We start from the raw sequence: 19,018 nt of genomic DNA, 5'->3' as shown, positions 1-19,018 counted from the left end.
AGGTCCATGAGTAAGAATTAAGGAGTTAAAGGGATTAATTGTTTACATCGTTCGGTGCATTTTTAACATATTTTTCATACCATGTTAAGTGGCAGAATCCTGAAGCATTCCGATGAATTTATGGTTTTGTCTGGTGGTTTAACAAAAGTCTTGAAATTGATAGGGAAATGTAAAAAATAGTAGAAATGGTAGCTGAGATTATGATAATGATATTGCTCATACTATACCTCTCAATTGTACCTATCTATGCTGGTGTGACCGGAACCATAACGGGTCATGTTAACAATGGACTAACTGGCGAGAGTTTGCCCGGTGTTCAGGTTATCATCGATGGAAGCAATCGAGGAGCTATCTGTGATGTTTCGGGTGTATTTTACATCGTAAACATCCCGCCAGGTAAATACGATCTACGATTTGAAATGATCGGCTATTCAAAAAAAGTGGTGATGGGTGTCCAGGTAGCCATCGATCTCCAAACTCAGGTAAATGTAAAATTGTTACCTTCAACCCTTGAAGGCGAAACGGTGATAGTTGAATCTAAGACAATGGATCTAACGGGACAGATCACATCGACCACTCGTTTTATCTCACCAGATCTACTGGATAAGCACCCAATATTGAACTACCAGGAACTGGTCGAGTCTCTTCCTGGAGTCGCCGCCGGACATGTTCGGGGTGGACGCAAGTCTGAACTCATCTATTTAGTGGATGGGATGCCCATTCAGAACACCATAGACGGTAAAGCTGGCACCGATCTACCTAACACATCCATTGTTGATATTTCTGTTCAAACCGGTGGATTTACAGCGGAGTACGGAAACGCCATGTCAGGCGTAGTCAATATCCTCACGAAAGAAGGATCTGGCGATTTCTTTCTCAAAACTCAAAGTCATGTGATGGATTATTCAAACAACCCTCAGCCATTTACAAGCGGAAAAACACCAGAATACATGATCGATTTAGCTGTTGGTGGTCCAATCTTTACTTCCAACACTTCCTATTTTTTTGCAGGGGATGTTTGTTTTCCCAGTACGCGCACTTTACAAGAACAGTTCGGCGTGCGCAAAATGAGAATTTACGACCCTGATTCGAGCATGAATATTAACCTCACTGGTAAATTGAGCGCCTCTTTTTTGAATCACACATTAAAACTCACGCTCCAGGATCTGTACTCAAATTGGCAATGGCGGGAATACGACCATGTTTGGAAATACAACCTTGGAGCCTTACCGGGTCTATCAAAAAAAAGTAATCGAATTGCAGGGACAATTAGCCACACCCTAACTGCACAAACATTTTATGAGCTAAACCTCAGTCTATACAGTTTCATTAAATCAGTTTATGGAAGCAGAGATGCGCTGGAAAGAGTACCAGCGGTGTCTGATTCAGGATATGTTTTGGAAGGAGCCTATCCCTGGTGGATGGACCATGTTGAGAACCAATTATACTCAAAATTTGCACTTACATCTCAGGTATCTGAAAAGCTCCAATTCAAGGGTGGGGGTAGCTTTACCCAATATTATCTGTATCGTAAAAATGTTCACCGAAGAGACATAAAAAACTGGAGCGACGGTTTTCCGGTATACATCATGTATGATAGTGAGTACGAATATGAGCCGAGGAGAGGAAGTTTATTTCTTCAAGGCAAATATGTAAGTGGAACTCTGGTTATTAATAGTGGTCTCCGATATGATTTTTTTGATCCACGCGCCGCACGACCTCAAATAGAGGTGGATCTTACGGAGTTAGATTATGATTGGGTAATCGACACCATTTCAACCATACCTGCTTCCGTAAAGACGAGTCTAAGTCCTCGAATAGGCATAGCCTGGGTTATAAATGATGATAGTAAGTTTCATGTTAACTATGGTTACTTCTTCCAGATGCCCAGCTTTGACTATCTGTATACAAACCCCAACCTGAATGTAGCCAATGGATTCTCCACTATTGGTGATGCTGATCTCAAACCTGCCCAAACCCGGGCTATTGAGTTTGGTATGATGCAGTCACTTGGTGATTGGGGTACAATTGATTTTGTTATTTTCAGTAAAGATGTTATCAACCTCATTGATTCAAACACGCTACTGGTTTATGGGAATAATTATCAGAAAGAAGGTTTTACACGCTTTGTCAATATTGGCCAATCTGATATTCAGGGTTTAGAAATGTACTTGGATCTATTCCTCTCAGACAAATTAAGTGGAGACATAGCCTACACCATGATGACGGCAAAGGGATCTTCCTCCTATAGTCTTGAAGGATTATGGAGAAATTTCGAAGTTACGACGAGAGGAACCGAACTCTATCCATTGAGCTGGGATCAGCGTCATACTTTGGATGCTAATCTTGAATTCTCATTTAATACATGGCTCTCTTCTGTCGTAAGCCTACACTACAATTCAGGATTACCATATACACTCGACAAGGGTGAGTATACCGTACCCAATGGCGAAAGAATGAAATCAACTCATGATGTAGACCTGCGAATTAATGGATTATGGAAAGTTGGTGACCAAAGATTGTTAAAAGCTTTCCTTGAAGTCACAAATATACTAGACCAGCAAAACGTTCTTTGGGTTGATTCAAATGGGTTCGCGGGCGGAATACTCAGTGATCCAGGAGCATATGATCTGGGTCGTCGATTTAGAGCGGGAGTTGGGTTTGAGTTTTAAAGTTTTATGGAATATCCCACTCATTTATTCGTGCTATGGGGACGAACTCCCATTCATACAAAAATCTAATTCAAAATAAGTTTCTCCATTATCAGGGATATAAACCGCTTGTGAAATTCCTGTATAATAACCTTTTATTGCTATAAACCTGTATGCACCTGCATAGAGATTCCTAAATTGAAAATTACCAATTGAGTTAGTAATCTCAGTTTGGACTCCCAAAACACCTCCGTTTTCTATCTCCGTTGGCCTTAAGCTTAACTGAACTTCTGACAGATTGACCGCGTCAGAACAGCGTGTTATGTTGCCATCAAAAACAAGATTTGGGGGAGCAGGAATGATAATATCATACTCTCTATCTGAATATTGCATCATGACAATACTTTTAGAAAACTTTGATACACCCTCTCGTGTTGCTTCTATCCTGTACTGGCCTCTATAGAGGCTGTCTATTTGAAAGTATCCATTATTGTCAGCAGTGGAGAGCCTTTGATCGACCCAATCGCCTTGAATTAAAATTTCCATGACAACACTTACGGATGAAAATGGTACGACTGAGTTGTCAAGGGCATAAATTACTTGACCTGAAATCGTATAATACGGATGCTCGACAGGATCAATAGGTATGTCCTGCTCAGGTCCGAAACAATCTATCAAGATTAGTGGAATAGAACATATAATCGCACTAATAAAGTGCCTTGGCTTCGACGAATGAAGAAAACTATAGTGAGATTCAACATGATCTCCGTTATAATAATGCACTCTGGTCACAGTCGGCTAATTCTATCTTGTGAGTTTAATTGGTTAGAAATTTAAAATTTATGCTCTGGTATCAATGGGCATACCTGTAATTTGTGTATATATTCATAAACTCGAATCAGGAGCACTAATGACGGCGTTGGCAAGATCATAAAATTGTGTCCACCCGTTCTGGGGTGGTTAGCTTAGTGCCATATCTCTGAAGGTAAAATCTCACACCCCATGCTGTTGTAAAGAGTAGCCAAAAGCCAATAGTATTGAAACTCTATCTACAATTATACACCTAGTGCAAAATTGTGGACAACCATACTAGCTCCAGTGACATACCAGCTCCAATAATGATGACCGACACCGTTAGTTGCATGGAAATAATACGTACCAGCAGAAGCTCCCGACATATTTATTGAATAGTCTCCATTAGTTCCCGTTGTGGTACTAAAATCTTCAGGTCTAGTGATTTCTATGCTAATCCCAGATTCAGCAGGCAATGTGCATTTGCCTTTAATCCCATTTAGGGCTGCAAATAATTGTGTTGTAAGCAATAATATTGCAACAACCATAATCATGCTAACAAGAATACGTCTCATAATACTTACCCCCTTATTAGATTAAATTTATGTACGTTGAAAATATATAAATATAGGCTTGTTGTCAATCATGTTATGTACCATTGGTTTCACTTGCGACGATCTTGCATACAATATTTTTACAGAATAGAAATACTCAGAAACCTAACAAATTAGGATAGACATGACCCCATAGTACCACAACTCTCAAAAGAAGCAGAAGATGGGTCATTTCTATTCTGGTGTTCGATAAGGCGCGGTTGTTATAAGGGGATTGATAAGAAGTCATTGTTTATCATGAAGTTAGTTTCAGTAATAATCACGACCAGTTCTCAATTATCGCTGGAAATATGATACTTTAATCACAAATAACAAGAATTACGGTGTGTCTTTGGTCATCATACGCTTCCTTAGATTTCATTTTCCTGCTCCATGCGGGATATGGAAACGTATATTAGCCTGTTAATGTCTTAAGGTGAAACCGGAGAACTGCTCTTCCGCCGCGGAGCGGCTTACTTGAACAACGGTTTAGAGCGGATCCACCCAAAGGGAACGGTTTTCGGAAATCTTGTCGCAGAATACAATGTATTTAAAGAAGAATAAATTGTCAGGAAGCTGCTCAAGCGCGGGACATTAGGTAAACAAAAAATATTCTATTGTATTACGTTGTGTTCTTTTGTATTCTATTGCTGTATTTGTGAAGAATTTAACAGGTGAGGTGAAACATGTCTAAAACCGTAACCCTTAGATTGAAAGAAGATACCTATCTAAAATTTCAGAAATTGGCCAAACAAGATAATCGCCCGCTATCAAATTTTATTGAAACTGCTGCCCTCAGATTTATCGATGAGTCAGAATATATTGACAGTTTTGAGATGGCTGAGATTGAACAAAATGAGGATTTGAACACGAGTATCAATCGTGGTCTGGATGATGCAAATTCTGAAAGAGGCCGTTTTGTCTGAATTTCGAATATTCGAAACAGATGAATTCATAAAAAAGCTAGGGAAAATGTCTCCAACTGATGCATCACGCATTGCATCGAAATTGAAAACCTATGTGTACCCTCAATTAAGAAAAGACCCATTCTTGGGAGCAAATATCAAAAAGTTGAGAGACTATAAACCAAGCACTTGGAGATACAGGATTAATAAATTCAGACTCTTTTATTCCGTGGATATTGACAAGCATATTGTTTTTGTCTTAACTATCGATTTTAGGAAGAATGCATATCGGTAATTGGTTAAAATTGTCGCCTGACAAGCTGCTGCGGACTCACCAAAAGGGATTGGTTGGCTGAAATGATGTCGCAGGATACAGTGTAAATGCAAAAGGATAACTCATACAGAAGCCGCTCAAGCGCTGGACGTTATCGAGACATGATGACTATTTTGAGATCATTAGTATACGGTTTGATAATCTTTAGTTCACTTATAGTTGGGCAAGAAAAATTGGACAATGAATTACCATCAGATTACTGGGAAGCGATCAATAGAAGTATTATGGACTCATTGGGGCTTGGATCATTACACAGACATAGTCTTGTTGGAATAGATACAGATATTACTCCAAGACCCATTCACGGAGGAGACTCCCTTTTGATATACTTTTCCTCTCAGGATGATGTATGGGAGAGTGGGATTAATGGAATTGTGCGATTCTCGTTTAAAGTCGAAATCGAAGGCATTGCTGGAGAAGTGGAGCTAATCTCAAATGAGACAAACATAAATAACAATAGGTTACGATCAATTCTTGAAGAATTAATAGCAAATTCGGAGTGGATTCCATATCGACACTATGATGGGCAGAGTCCAGAGTATAAGGAGTATGCAATTAGAACCACACTGAAAATATATTTTAACAGGTACGAGAGAAGAGTCTATTGGCCTTAAAGCAGCTCGCTAACAAGCTTAGAGCGGACTCACACAAATTGATTGGTTTGCGAGAATATGGTGGAGGGATCCAGTGTTTGTACAAAGAGATAAATCGTCCGGAAGCCGCTCAAGTTTAGGACGTTACACATACTATTGTTGACACGTATTACGACACGTATTACATTGTGACATAGGAGGTGAAAAATGATAACATTAAGACTAAATCCAACACTTGAAAAAACTGTCCAAAAAACGGCTGATGCATTTGGTATCACTAAATCTGAATTGGTTCGAGAAAGCATCATGAAATATCTCGAAACTTTAAAAAAACCATCCGCATGGGAACTGGGAGCAGACCTATTTGGTCAACATGCAAGTCGGGATGGACTTCGTTCAAAGAATCGTAAAGACTTAATTCGTCAGAAAATCCAAAAAAAGTCTACATGAACCGGACTCTCATGGACTCGGGGCCAATGATTGCTCTTTTCGACAGTAGCGATCAATATCATTCTACTGCCAAAGATTTTATTGAATCAAATACTTCGGAACTACTGACATCTCTAGCGTCAGTGACAGAAACTATGTACATGTTGGACTTTAACAAGAATGCCCAACTAGATTTCCTGGAATGGTTATTACGAGGAGCGGTTCAGATTGTTGATATCGGTATTGATGATCTTGATCGTATCAAAGTATTGTTGAAAAAGTATCAAGATTTACCAATGGATTTTGCTGATGCATGTCTCGTGTACATTGGGGAGAAATTTAACATCAACGAAGTAGCTACTATTGATCGGGACTTTAGTATTTACCGATTACATGACCGAATTCCTTTTCGGATGAAGCTAAAATAGAGAGACAATGACCCAGGTAAGCCGGTGTGTAACACCTTTTAAAAGGTATAAGTCAATAATTATAAAGGATCCTGCCTAATAAAAATCATTGCTCCGTTCTTTCTCAATTTTAGCACAACTACCCTGACATTTACCCTATCTATCGCAGGGGACGTCAGCCCAAGAGCATGACGTCCAAACACATTTCAGGACTTGGTCTATGGTTCTGGGTTCTATCGTTGAGAGTTGTCAAGCCACTTAAAAACATTTAACCGCAGTGAGTACAGAGGTTTTTTAGAGCCATTGAAAGCTCGAAGTGCAGGACGCCAAAAATTTAAATTGCAATTAGCGAAATTGGCGCAATTCGCGGTTCCAGCAATCCGTGGCTTCCCAAAATAGGTCAAACATAGAACCCCATCTGCAAACCCCAATTAGTGAAATTCGCGCAATTCGCGGTTCCGAAAGCCACAATAAAGTCTAAATTTCAAGCCATGTTGAAATTAATAATTATGAAAGCCATAAACAGATGAATCCCGTAGTACTGATCGTTCTTGATGGTGTCGGTTACACCGAAAAAACCGAAGGTAATGCCGTTCTGGCAGCCAGGACGCCCACCCTTGATCAAATCCGCAAGACCTATCCCCGCAGCATATTGGGAGCATCGGGTGAATCGGTTGGTTTACCGGCTGGTTTTCAAGGTTCCAGTGAAGTCGGCCATTTAAGCATGGGCGCCGGTCGCGTTGTGATCCAGGAACTGAAAAGGATCAATGATCAACTGGAAAGTGGTGAAATATATAAGGGAGACCTGTGGCAATCCATGATGCAACAGTGGCGGGAAAAGCAGTCAACCTTGCATTTGCTGGGCTTGCTTCAAAATGAGGGCGTTCATGCTCACTATGATCATCTATTTAAATTCATTCACCAGGCGGCTAAAGAAAATCCAGATGGAAAAATTGTAGTACACCCCTTCCTGGATGGTCGTGATACACCACCCCGGAGTGCCCTGGAGCACCTGAGCAAGCTGGAAAATGTCATCGATACGATTCCTGCTGTCAGTATTGGGTCCCTTATGGGTCGCTATTATAGTATGGATCGAGCCAAAATGTGGGCGCTCACAGATCAGGCTTATGACGGCCTGGTTTTTGGCACGGGGCGACCAATGGTTTCTGCCAAAGAGGCGATCATGTCCTCCTGGAAAACAGACAAAACACCCTCTGGTGAAACAATGTTTGATGAATACATCCCGCCCTTTATCATGCAGGGTTATCATGGCATCAAAGCTGGTGATGTAGTCCTCCATACCAACTATCGCCAGGATCGTGCCACCCAATTAACCAAAGCTTTTGTTGAAGATGACTATCCGGGTAGCAAAAAAGAGCGTTTGGATATCATGTATGTTGGCATGACCAGCTATTATGATGGTTTTGAGCAATTTCTGTTGGTTGATGTCGCTCAAAACGATACCGAACCGCCAGTCACTGTTGGGAGGCTGATCTCAGAAGCCGGATTATGCCAACTACGCTTGGCAGAGACCCAAAAATTCCCACACGTCACCAGCTTTTTTAATGGCAAGTTGACCACACCTTATAAAAATGAAGATCGCATTGAGCTTAAAGGACGTTTTGATCCCGCCAGCTTTGCTGATCATCCCGAAATGGAAGCTTACCGCGTTACAGAAACCTTTCTGGAACAATTGGCTGCCGACAAATACGCATTTATAATGATGAATTATGCCAATGGCGATATGGTAGGTCATACTGGAAATTTTGATGCCGGAGTAAAGGCGGTTGAAATTCTTGATGAATGTCTGGGTCAAATCATCCCAGCGATCCTGGAGCAGGGTGGACAGATTCTCCTGACTGCAGATCATGGTAATGTGGACCAGATGATCGACTATGAGACAGGGGCTGTCAGGACCAGTCACAGTCTGAATCCGGTGGAATTGTTCTATATCGCCTCTAAATCAAAAGTGGATATCAAGTTGTCTGATGGTGTATTATCTGATATTGGCGTGACCATTCTTGGTCTTCTAGGGCTTGATATCCCAACCGAGATGAATGCAAAGAATTTGATTGAACGGTAGAAAAAGTATGGGCAATGTGACCGGGTACTAAAAGCCACAAATATTTAACAAATAGAAATTGACAGGATAGAACAAGAGGTGCCAAATGAAAGCAATTAAAATTGTATTACTAATCGCATTAACAGCCCTGGTAATGGTCTCATGTAAAACGGCTGAAGTGACAGAGGTCGTTTTTTTGAAACATAATCTGGAATTTTCACTAAATGTCGAAAATCATCGCGCAACCTTTGTTGATTCAGGCCTAATGAATGTAAGTGCAGGGGTTAATGTTCTATATTTGCCACCTAATGCAAAAATTGATGACATATCCATTAATGGTGCCAGTCTTGAATTTGAAACCCTGGACTCAACCGGATTAAGTGACCTAAAACCTGAATTTGCAGCAAAGTTTGAAGCATTAGACCTTCCAGAAGACGCATTATGGGTGCTTTTTGACCAAAAAGAACCATTGAAGGCAAGCTTTTACATCTCCTATTCTGCTGTATTTGAAGCAGATGTGGCTGAAGCAAAATTTTCCAACCAGAATGTTGGTCGAGAGATCACCGGAACCATTATTGAAAAAGGAGCCTATTTCAGTCCCAGCTCTTTTTACTACCCCAGGGGAAATGATGGTCTTATGCGTTTTGAAGTGACTGCCACCATTCCAGCCAACTGGGAATCTATTGCTGACGGTAATAGCATCGCCAGTGTGAATATGGGAACAACCAAAAGACAAAGTTGGCAGAACCCCTATGAATCAGACGGCTTGATGTTCATGGCGGCTCCTTTTGTGGTCAAACAGATGCAGGCAGGTGAAATAGATGTGTTTTGCTATTTCTTTGAAGAAGATACCAGTCTCTTTGAGACCTACTTACCGGCAACAGCCAACTATGTAAAGAGGTATTCAGATCTCATTGGTTCTTATCCCTATAAACGTTTTACGGTGGCGGAAAACTTTTTTCCTACCGGATATGGGATGCCGGCCTGGACCCTGCTGGGTCAACAGGTGATTCGTCTCCCATTTATTGTGATGAGCTCCCTGGGGCATGAGGTGCTCCACAATTGGTGGGGCAATAGTATTTATGTAGATTATGAAAAGGGCAACTGGTGTGAAGGATTAACTGTTTATGGTGCAGATTACCGTTATAAACTTGATCGCAGTCCAGCCAGCGCCCGGGATTACCGCAAAGATATCCTGAAAGCCTATAAAAACTATGTAACACCGGAGAATGAGTTTCCAGTTCGGGAATTTGTTGCCCGTCACAATGCTGAAAGCCGCACCATCGGGTATAACAAGGCCATGATGATCTTTCACATGATCGAGGAACGGATCGGCACAGAAGACTTTATCCAGGCCTGGCGGGATGTGTATGCTGGTCACAAAGGTGAAAAAGTAACCTGGGAACAGTGGATCACTGCTTATGAGAAAGCTTCCGGGGAAGATCTCAGTTTCGTCATCCCCCAGTGGGTGGATCAGGTGGGTGCAGCTCGCATCAGTGTTGAATTACTGGAATCAGAAGTAAAAGCTGGCCAGACCAGAGTAAAATTCAAGGTCACCCAAACCGATGATATCTATAATATCAGTTTTCCGATAAAATTCAGTGGCATTGAAGGTCAGAGTGGGACAGTCGGACTTTCCGGGAAAGAAGCCGTGTTTGAGTTTACTGTTGCAGGAGAGGCGACGGCTTTTGAGCTGGATCCGGACTATAATATTTTCCGTCATCTTTATCCAGAAGAAATCGAACCCACGGTTGCAGCAGCTTTGGGGGCTTCCGAAAAACATTTTGTCTATTATGCCGATGATGAACAGTCCGTTCTTAAAACTTTTGGCGATAACCTGACCGAAGGGGATGTCACACCTGAATTCGGCACCATCAGCATGGGCCCGGAAGGTGGCTATGCCATCATTGCTCTAAATCCCACAGATCTGCCAGTCGGATTGTCTCAACAAATTGAGGTATCTGAAACCAGCATCACCATTAAAGGGACTGAATATCCCCGGACAGGACACACTTTTGTCTTAAGTGCTGAAGAAAATGAAATCTTTGCCAAACTGCTTATCGTGATCTCTGAAGATCTTGGATCATTACCTCGTCTGGGACAATTAGTACCCCATTATGGGAAATATTCCTACCTGGTTTTCAAGGGTCCCCGTAATATTGCCAAGGGTCAATGGCCAGCTTTAACCAGTCCGTTGCGAGTTGAACTGTAAAGGAGAGCGGGCGTTTAAGTCAGTCGGGCTATCTGTGATTTTGAGATGAAACAGCGCTATTGCAACGAAACAGACAACGTGATAACGACGGCAAAAGGGCATAGAATATATTTTTCTCAAACATATTGAAGCGCTTGTGAGTCATTGATTTAGAGTATATTATCGCTTAAAAACTAATTTAACGGGAGGTGTTTTATGAAAAGAAACGTTACTCTATGGATAATTGTTATATCACTTATGACCATTGGTCTATCATTCGGCCAGGTATTTACAGAAGATTTTGAAGATGCAGATGTCAGTGACTGGCAGCAGTATCGGCTCAATGAGGAAATGATCCAGGCAGTCGATATGTCAACGGCTCCCCTGGAACTGTTGGAGGGCGGCTCCAAGATCGGCTATATCCAGGATATTGATGTGAGCTATAATGGAGTGGCAATTTTACTTACCGGAGAGGTAATGGATGCAAACTATACAGTTGAGGCTGATGTTTACGTCTATGAAAACGCTACAATGTCTGCCTACACTGGTTTGGTTGCCTATGCTGATTCAGCTCGCCAGGGTCCTTTTTCCCATGGTTACTACGTAAAATTAGTTGCTGATTTTGATGGCAGTAACCGCTTCCGCCTGTACAATAATCAGCTGGACATGAGCACCTTCGGCTATACGTTTCACCACAGTATCAATGCTGATATCGTGGACAAGACCGAGGGTTGGCACCATATGCAGATTGATGTGGCCACTAATTCGGCTGACAGCAGTGTCTCATATCATTGCGTTTATGACGAAGTGGATCTGGGAACCTTTGTTGATGATACCGACAGGCATACCTATGCCGGTCATCCCGGAGTCTTTTCCTTTCAACAAAATGGGGTAGATGGTTTGGCTGGATATTTTGATAATTTTGTGGTGACACCAGCTGGTGGAGCAGCACTTGATGAAACTGCCAACCGCCCGGTTAGCATGACCCTTGATCAGAATTATCCAAATCCCTTTAACCCCACCACCACCATATCATTTGATATCAGCGAAGGTGGACAGGCGACCCTGCAAGTCATTAATCTAAAGGGTGAGCTGGTTCAGACACTGGCCAATGGATATATTCAATCCGGCAATTACCAGTTGATCTGGGATGGCACCGATAGTCAGGGGCAATCAGTTGTGGCAGGTGCTTATGTCGTAGTACTTAGCCGTGGTAGTGAGCAGCTCAGTCGCAGCATGCTTATGATCAAATAATCAAGGTTTACCTAAAAGGCCATTTCCGCTCATTGGAAATGGCCTTACTCCAGAGTATGCAAAAAAACATAACATATCTTCTTTTGATCACCCTGCTCACTGGCAGCATTTTCGCTGGCGTGGGAGGGAAGCTGGCCGGTAATATTCATTCTGTTGATGGTGAAGCCATGCCGGGTGTAAATGTATTGATTAACGGAACCCTTTTAGGAACAGCATCTGACCCAAATGGTGAATACTTCATCATCAACGTGCCGCCTGGAACCTATACCGTTAAATTTCAGATGATCGGTTATAAGATTGCCGTATATCAGGAAGTTCGGGTAATTTCAGATTTTACAACCCGCCTTAACAGTATCCTGGAACCAGTTGCTCTGGATGCCGAGGAAGAAGTCATTGTCACCGCGACCAGACCGTTGATCCAAAGAGATGCAACGGCCACTATCAGGGTAATCAGTGCTGACGATATCGTTGCTATGCCCGTCGATAAATTTAAAGATATATTGGCAACCCAAGCAGGATTCACCACTGATGAAAGCGGCGGGATCCATGTTCGTGGAGGGCGCACCAAAGAAATCCTTTATATGGTGGATGGTGTGATCGTACGAGATCCTTTGGAAGGCGACTTTAATGGGACAGTAAATCAGAATGCGATCCAGGAGATGACCGTTATCAGCGGAACTTTCAATGCAGAATATGGCCAGGCCATGTCGTCTGTGGTGAATATTGTGACCAAAGAGGGCGGCACGGATTTTAATGGACGGCTTGATTACACTTCGGACCAACTGAATCCATCATCTTATCACAGCCCCGGCGCTTTTGAGTATATTGACCCGGAATACGCAGATGTTGACCCGAACTTTGTGTATGTGGATCTAAAGGACTCGCTATTCTACTATTATAGCAGCACCCCAAAAGCTTTCTATCCCAGGACGATCATTCCTCTGCTGGAATTACCCATATCAGGTCGAGCCAGTGTGAGTTTTGGAGGACCCTTGTATTCTGGGGTATCATACTTTGCCTCAGCCTATTACAGCACTGCAGATAGTCCACTCATGCACGGCATTGATATCAATCAGGATGTCCAGCTGAAACTGAGCAGTCGCCTGACCAGCCACCTGAAACTCACAGGACATTTGCATAGTTCAAATCGCCTGTATCAGAACTATTCCCACAGCTGGAAATATCGTCCCCACTACAACGTCCACACCCTTAAAGCCAATGATCGCCTGTCTTTATCCATGACCCACACCCTGTCAGAAGCCTGGTTTTATAATATTCATCTATCTACGCTTGCTACAGGAACCAAAACAGGTGTTCGTGATCTTTTACCTGAAGATTACAGTAAACCAACCCGGGATAACTTTAGCTTCTATGATTCCGGGACCAGGGGCTCCTATACAGATAACCGAAGTGTAACCAGAAGTGTAAACCTGAACACCACCTACAACGCGAACCGTTATCATCTAATAAAGACAGGGTTGACCTATACCGCCCATGATCTGAACATATATTCTGAAGCGGATCCCTGGCAGGGCGGTACCCAGTTCAAAGATGACACGACCTTTAGCCCGATAGAGTACTCATTTTTCATCCAGGATAAGATTGAACTGAGTTATCTGATCATTAATCTGGGCTTGCGTTATGATCACATAGACCCCAAGGTCGGAATGTGGGAAGATATTTCACGCTTCGCTGTTTGGGATTCAAGCCTGCAAAACTGGATGAAAGCCCCGGTGATCTCTTCACCTGCCGAAGCCAAATGGAGTCCTCGTGTCGGCCTGGCTTATCCGGTAACCGAGCATACAGTATTTCACTTTTCCTACGGCCATTTTTTCCAGTCTCCCAGTTTTAATTCCATGACCTATAATGCTGAGCAGGACATAACCGCCGCATTGCCCCTGGTTGGAAATGGTGGAGTAAAACCACAAAAGACCGTCGCCTTTGAAGTTGGTGTTAAACAAGCATTGTCGCCCATCACTCGCTTGACAGCCACCGTTTGGTCAAAAGATATCAGGGACTTGTTATCCACTCAATATTTTCGGATCATATCCATTCCAGCAGTGATCTACACCAATACCGATTATGCCAGTGTCAAAGGCATCGATATTAGTCTGGATCGTCAATTCGGTGGTCATTTTGGTGCAAATATCAGTTACACCCTATCAGGTGCCCGGGGAAATAATTCCAGCCCAACAGCAGGCTATTTTTCGGCCTATGCCCAAGAAGAAGTGCCCCACAAAGAGTACTACCTGGACTTTGACCAGCGTCATGATCTAGCTCTTAATTTATCCATGAGAACCGGTCCCAGCCCCAGGCAAGCATCATTAAGAGAAAAACTATTCTCAGGCTTAAATGCGGATCTGCTGCTGAATGTTGCCAGCGGCTTACCCTACACACCCTATGTGGATCCTTCCATCCGGGTGGATGTGAATTCGGCTAGAAAACCCTGGACCTATAGTTTGGATCTTCGAATTAAAAAACAACTCGAGTTGGGTTCGATAAAACCAGCCCTTTTCCTGGAAGCTAAGAACCTGACAAACCATGAAAATGTATTATATGTTAACAGCCGTACCGGCAATCCCTTTGACCAGGGCTTGTCAGGATTGGTTGGCGGGGGCAATGATATGAACCTTAATCCCGCGAAACTGGGTCCGGGTCGTTCTCTTAAACTCGGATTAAGTGTAGGTTGGTAATGAAACAGATCGTTCAAATATTGTTTATCCTCCTGATATTGGCAATCGGGTCCTATGCAGATGATTGTATCAGGTGTCACTCCACTACGGAGCTAGCCTCTTTAAGTAAATCCAGTGGGATTTTTCAAAAAGCAGTTGGGGTCATGGATAAAGGGCAGATCCAGAATAATACTGGAAATTTTGGAGTGCTTTCCAGTTTTCACGTCTACTTCACCAATGCCCTGCACTGGCCGGCTCAAGCTGATTATGTCCGCCAATACTGCTTTGGACTGGGTTTTATGGTGGGTATCGATGAAAATAATGTTCTGGAAACTGAAACTCAAAGTCAATCCAAGATAACCGATTGGCTTCCTCCAGATGATGCCAGATTGGTTGAATTTTCCGGCGATATTGTGGCAGAATCAGACGATACGCCCTTTATGGCCAGCAGCGATCTGATCAACACCTGGCCGGATATTGGCTGGCCTGGATATTTTCGTGTGGATGTAAATACGTTAACAGATGAACAATTGCTAACCCATCCTGACGCACTGACCCTACCCTATGCACCCAACCAGTTCAGTTCGGATCGAGACCTCTTTTGCACCTATAATGATGCTTCTAATGAGGCTGGAGCAAGTGGTATCACCGTGGAGCAAACTGCCTATTCCTACGGTCGGCCCTATGCTGAGGATTTTATCTTCTGGGACCTGAAGGTCTTCAATGATGGCAACCAGGATCTGGAAAATATATATGTTGGTCTTTATGCCAAATTCAGGCCTGATTTTGACAATCATGATTATGTGAACTTTATAGATAGTGATGCTGACGGCATCAAGGATCTGATCTATATCTATGACCTGGATAATGTTGCCAGCGGGGCCTGGATGGGAACTGATGATCCGCTGGGCATGGTGGGACTAAGGGTTTTTGATACACCAGGACAGATCGGCATTACGGATTTCCATCACTTTTCGCATGAAGTTGCTCCAACAACGGATCAACAAATGTGGGCCATTATGGCCAGTAATAGATCAAGCGATTCACTAATTGACCCCAATTATTATTTTCATGGAGTCGATCCCCGTATCGATTATACTGGAACTGATTCTCTGGCGCATTATTACCCGGAATACTCTTTCGGGGGTGATGATAAACGGGTTGGTGGAGCAGTCGACTATATCATTTCATGCGGTCCATTTGACCTGCCGGTTGACTCAATGACCACAATCTCTTTTGGTTTGATTATGGGAGATGCCGGTACGGTAACCAATTTTCCAGACACCACGGATCTGATGCAAAACGTAAGAACTGCTCAGGACATGTACCGTCTTTATTTTCAGGGAGCGGGACCACCAGACCCCCCAACTGTCCATGCTGTAGCCGGTGACCAGCGAGTCAGTCTATATTGGGATGCAAAAGCAGAGACTTCTCAGGATGTTTGGACCGGTGCTGTAGATTTTGAAGGTTATCGGATCTTTCGCAGTACGGATGCCGGTTTAACCTGGGGTGATCCCATTACTGATGTTTATGGTAACGAAGTAGGCTATCATCCAATTGCCCAGTTCGATTATTCGGCAGAGGAAGATATTGCTCGTTATGGTGTGGATGTCTCTGGTGCTGACCCCGCTTTTCCGCAAAACCTGGGTGATAACACCGGATTGGTTCATACTTTTGTGGATTCCAATTTGGTTAATGGTGTGGAATATTGGTATTCGGTTTCAGCTTATGATAAGGGAGACCGATCCGATCCGGCCGAGTTGGTACCATCATATATGAATGCACCGGGTCAGTCCTGGTATGAAATTCACACAGTAAAAGCAACACCAGGTAAAATAGCCAGTGACCTGTATTACGGATCAAATACCGAGTTGGAAGCCGAGGGCGGTGTTTGTGGCGCCACCGTGCGTTTGGAATTTGAGAACACAGCTGAATTGCTTGACCATGATTATGAGCTAAGTTTTGATTTTGTTCCCTATGTAGATGAGTTTGGAGATGATCATCTTGGCATGGGTGCTGTGTTGGTGGATCTGACGGCTGCCGATACGCTGGTGAACCGACTCCGCATCGGAAATGACACAGACACAAATACCGTTATTCAAGCAGGCTTCATTTTATACCTGGAAGATGCCACAAAAGGGGTGCTCTCCATGAACTGGACCAAGGTTGCCGGGGATACCTGCACCTTTGATTGGCGTACTGAAAGTAAATATCCCAACCTGGTTCCTTCTGGACAGGCCTTCGGAGATATTGTTGAAAGTTTTGATGATTGGCGGATAACGGTAGACTACAATGGGGGTGTTGATGCACTCTGGTATGATGCTTTTTGGGGTGAGTATAGTGATCTGACCCAATTTCTGCCCCTCAAAGTAGAAGTGGTGACCGATCCAGATCATCCGCTTGATGTTACTGAAAATATCGTTCTATGTGACTTCAATCATTCGCTAACAGATGACAATGAAGCGCGGCCCTGGTTTTATAGTCCCCATGGTTGGGATCTGGAACCAGGAGGTAAAGGATACTTGCCAGGCAGCCCCGGCTGGTATGAGAAACATGTGGACATGCTTATTCTGGAAAAAATAGATACAAACCCGGTCACAGGTGATACCATTCCCAACTATCTGTATTTGCTCACGAATAACAAACCGGATATTTCCATCAATGTAGACATGGAAACGGATACCGTTGTGGCTGCTGGACCAACCGATGGCGATGAATTCACGATTATTACCGCCAAGCCTTTTCGTCCCGGAATCACTTATCGGTTCAATCCACTCCAACAGGTGGAAATGGCAGCCGATCGTTCAATTAACTCACTGGGAGATCTTATTGTAGTACCCGACCCCTACGTCGTGACCAATGCCTGGGAGACCAATGAGTTTGGGAAGCGACTGATGTTCTCCAACCTGCCATCTGTGTGCACCATCAATATTTACACCATTCTTGGTGAACACGTCGATACAGTTGAACACGGTGGTGCTGGTCAAACCAGTGCCGGCTATGCCTTCTGGGATATGCGTACCCGTAATGAACAGTTCATTGCACCGGGAGTCTATCTCTATCATGCTGAAACTCCAGATGGTGATGAGACCCTGGGAAGATTTCTGGTGATCAAATGAGACAAGTGATCCTCATCCTTGGTTTAGTCACTTTGCTTCAAGCCGGCTTTGATAAGGTGGCCACCACAGCGGCACCCTTTCTTAAAATGGGTGTAGGTGCCCGCTCTATGGCCATGGGAGGCGGTTTTGTTGCGCTTTCTGATGACGCCTCGGCCCTGTATTGGAATCCGGCCGGGATGACCAGTTCACCGGTTGTTTCAGCGATTGCCAGCCACAATAATTGGTTATTGGATATTACCCATGACTATGTAGGGGTAATCATACCTGGTCGCAGTAATGAAAGTTTTGGCATCTCATTTACCAGCTTGACCATGGGTGATCAACCCGTACGAACTTTGGAGAATCCTGATGGTACAGGTCTGAACTATAGCGTAATGGATCTGGCCATTAGTGCGGGCTATGCTCGTCAGATTACCGATCGATTATCTTTTGGGATAAGTGGCAAATTAATCCAGTTAGCCGCTCACAATGAAAGTGCCCAGACCATGGCTCTGGATATTGGATCGATCCTGCGTACAGATTTTCACGGACTCAAGATCGGGATGGCCTTAAGCAATTTTGGCGGTGATATTCGGTTTAGCGGACGTGATCTCATCATCAATGCTGATATCGATGAAAATATCAACGGAAATTATGAATCGGATGTTGATCTCCGCACCGAAGACTGGCCCCTGCCGTTAATGATCCGTATCGGAATCAGTATGGATCTGATCGGAACAGGTGAAGCCATGTTCTTAAATGAGTTTTCACGCCTGACCCTGGCAATCGATGCCGATCATCCCAATGATGGTCCGGAGCATTTGAATATTGGTGCCGAATTTGCCGTTCGTGAGTTGGTTTATCTGCGTGGTGGATATCGTCATAACTATGACCAGGAAAGCTGGACCATGGGAGCCGGTGTTAGACTTGATCTCACCGGACTGGGCCAGGTAAGCTTGGATTATGCCGTAAAACCCATGTCTGCTTTCGGCAACACCTCCATCCTTTCCATCGAATTCCGGAAGTAAAAAACAGAG

General features: G+C 43.5%; 13 protein-coding genes. 11 read left to right on the top strand and 2 right to left on the bottom strand.

Going from position 1 to position 19,018, the window contains the following annotated elements:
* Positions 1-200: 200 nt before the first annotated feature.
* Positions 201-2,672 (top strand): TonB-dependent receptor, encoded by a 2,472-nt coding sequence (locus U9Q77_10530; GenBank protein ID MEA3287793.1) that lies wholly within the window; start codon positions 201-203, stop codon positions 2,670-2,672.
* 33 nt (positions 2,673-2,705) lie between these two features.
* Here U9Q77_10530 and U9Q77_10525 read toward each other — a convergent pair whose 3' ends face one another.
* Both U9Q77_10525 and U9Q77_10520 read right to left on the bottom strand, forming a co-directional pair.
* Positions 2,706-3,197, bottom strand: coding sequence for a hypothetical protein (locus U9Q77_10525; protein ID MEA3287792.1), 492 nt, complete (start codon positions 3,195-3,197; stop codon positions 2,706-2,708).
* Between the two features lie 509 nt (positions 3,198-3,706).
* The gene (locus U9Q77_10520; protein MEA3287791.1) at positions 3,707-4,018 is read right to left on the bottom strand and encodes a hypothetical protein; all 312 of its coding nucleotides are present in this window, start codon (positions 4,016-4,018) and stop codon (positions 3,707-3,709) included.
* Positions 4,019-4,722: 704 nt separating this feature from the next.
* Between U9Q77_10520 and U9Q77_10515 the strand changes: the two genes are divergently transcribed.
* From U9Q77_10515 to U9Q77_10470, 10 genes are all read left to right on the top strand, one after another.
* Positions 4,723-4,962, top strand: coding sequence for a CopG family transcriptional regulator (locus U9Q77_10515; protein MEA3287790.1), 240 nt, complete (start codon positions 4,723-4,725; stop codon positions 4,960-4,962).
* Positions 4,963-5,322: 360 nt separating this feature from the next.
* The gene (locus U9Q77_10510; protein ID MEA3287789.1) at positions 5,323-5,889 is read left to right on the top strand and encodes a hypothetical protein; all 567 of its coding nucleotides are present in this window, start codon (positions 5,323-5,325) and stop codon (positions 5,887-5,889) included.
* 186 nt (positions 5,890-6,075) lie between these two features.
* A complete protein-coding gene (locus U9Q77_10505) occupies positions 6,076-6,318 on the top strand; it encodes a CopG family transcriptional regulator (GenBank protein MEA3287788.1) in 243 nt (80 codons plus the stop codon).
* A 26-nt stretch (positions 6,319-6,344) separates the two neighbouring features.
* Complete coding sequence (locus U9Q77_10500; protein MEA3287787.1) at positions 6,345-6,725, top strand: PIN domain-containing protein; 381 nt, start codon at positions 6,345-6,347, stop codon at positions 6,723-6,725.
* A gap of 505 nt (positions 6,726-7,230) precedes the next feature.
* Positions 7,231-8,787: a 2,3-bisphosphoglycerate-independent phosphoglycerate mutase gene (gene gpmI, locus U9Q77_10495; protein ID MEA3287786.1), complete on the top strand. Its 1,557-nt coding sequence runs from the start codon at positions 7,231-7,233 to the stop codon at positions 8,785-8,787.
* An 85-nt stretch (positions 8,788-8,872) separates the two neighbouring features.
* Entirely contained in the window at positions 8,873-10,978 is a 2,106-nt protein-coding gene (locus tag U9Q77_10490; protein MEA3287785.1) for a hypothetical protein, read from the top strand.
* A 195-nt stretch (positions 10,979-11,173) separates the two neighbouring features.
* Positions 11,174-12,211: a FlgD immunoglobulin-like domain containing protein gene (locus U9Q77_10485; GenBank protein MEA3287784.1), complete on the top strand. Its 1,038-nt coding sequence runs from the start codon at positions 11,174-11,176 to the stop codon at positions 12,209-12,211.
* 56 nt (positions 12,212-12,267) lie between these two features.
* Positions 12,268-14,904 (top strand): TonB-dependent receptor, encoded by a 2,637-nt coding sequence (locus tag U9Q77_10480; protein ID MEA3287783.1) that lies wholly within the window; start codon positions 12,268-12,270, stop codon positions 14,902-14,904.
* On the top strand, positions 14,904-18,002 hold the full coding sequence (locus U9Q77_10475; protein ID MEA3287782.1) for a hypothetical protein: 3,099 nt from the start codon (positions 14,904-14,906) through the stop codon (positions 18,000-18,002). The genes U9Q77_10480 and U9Q77_10475 overlap by 1 nt, the downstream gene beginning before the upstream one ends.
* Positions 17,999-19,009: a PorV/PorQ family protein gene (locus U9Q77_10470; GenBank protein MEA3287781.1), complete on the top strand. Its 1,011-nt coding sequence runs from the start codon at positions 17,999-18,001 to the stop codon at positions 19,007-19,009. The genes U9Q77_10475 and U9Q77_10470 overlap by 4 nt, the downstream gene beginning before the upstream one ends.
* The last annotated feature ends 9 nt before the right edge of the window (positions 19,010-19,018 follow it).

The organism is Candidatus Neomarinimicrobiota bacterium (assembly GCA_034716895.1).
In the GTDB taxonomy this organism is placed as follows: Bacteria; Fidelibacterota; UBA8477; order UBA8477; family JABMPR01; genus JABMPR01.
Note: the sequence above shows the minus strand (reverse complement) of the source record. Positions and strands in the feature narration are given on the sequence as shown.

What these genes read in the sequence shown, in the direction of transcription:
- U9Q77_10510 (MEA3287789.1), top strand. Translation starts at nt 5,323, where the DNA reads ATGCAAAAGGATAACTCATACAGAAGCCGCTCAAGCGCTGGACGTTAT.
- U9Q77_10515 (MEA3287790.1), top strand. Translation starts at nt 4,723, where the DNA reads ATGTCTAAAACCGTAACCCTTAGATTGAAAGAAGATACCTATCTAAAA.
- U9Q77_10525 (MEA3287792.1), bottom strand. Translation starts at nt 3,197, where the DNA reads ATGGAAATTTTAATTCAAGGCGATTGGGTCGATCAAAGGCTCTCCACT.
- U9Q77_10530 (MEA3287793.1), top strand. Translation starts at nt 201, where the DNA reads ATGATAATGATATTGCTCATACTATACCTCTCAATTGTACCTATCTAT.
- U9Q77_10505 (MEA3287788.1), top strand. Translation starts at nt 6,076, where the DNA reads ATGATAACATTAAGACTAAATCCAACACTTGAAAAAACTGTCCAAAAA.
- U9Q77_10480 (MEA3287783.1), top strand. Translation starts at nt 12,268, where the DNA reads ATGCAAAAAAACATAACATATCTTCTTTTGATCACCCTGCTCACTGGC.
- U9Q77_10475 (MEA3287782.1), top strand. Translation starts at nt 14,904, where the DNA reads ATGAAACAGATCGTTCAAATATTGTTTATCCTCCTGATATTGGCAATC.
- U9Q77_10520 (MEA3287791.1), bottom strand. Translation starts at nt 4,018, where the DNA reads ATGAGACGTATTCTTGTTAGCATGATTATGGTTGTTGCAATATTATTG.
- U9Q77_10490 (MEA3287785.1), top strand. Translation starts at nt 8,873, where the DNA reads ATGAAAGCAATTAAAATTGTATTACTAATCGCATTAACAGCCCTGGTA.
- U9Q77_10500 (MEA3287787.1), top strand. Translation starts at nt 6,345, where the DNA reads ATGATTGCTCTTTTCGACAGTAGCGATCAATATCATTCTACTGCCAAA.
- gpmI (MEA3287786.1), top strand. Translation starts at nt 7,231, where the DNA reads ATGAATCCCGTAGTACTGATCGTTCTTGATGGTGTCGGTTACACCGAA.
- U9Q77_10470 (MEA3287781.1), top strand. Translation starts at nt 17,999, where the DNA reads ATGAGACAAGTGATCCTCATCCTTGGTTTAGTCACTTTGCTTCAAGCC.
- U9Q77_10485 (MEA3287784.1), top strand. Translation starts at nt 11,174, where the DNA reads ATGAAAAGAAACGTTACTCTATGGATAATTGTTATATCACTTATGACC.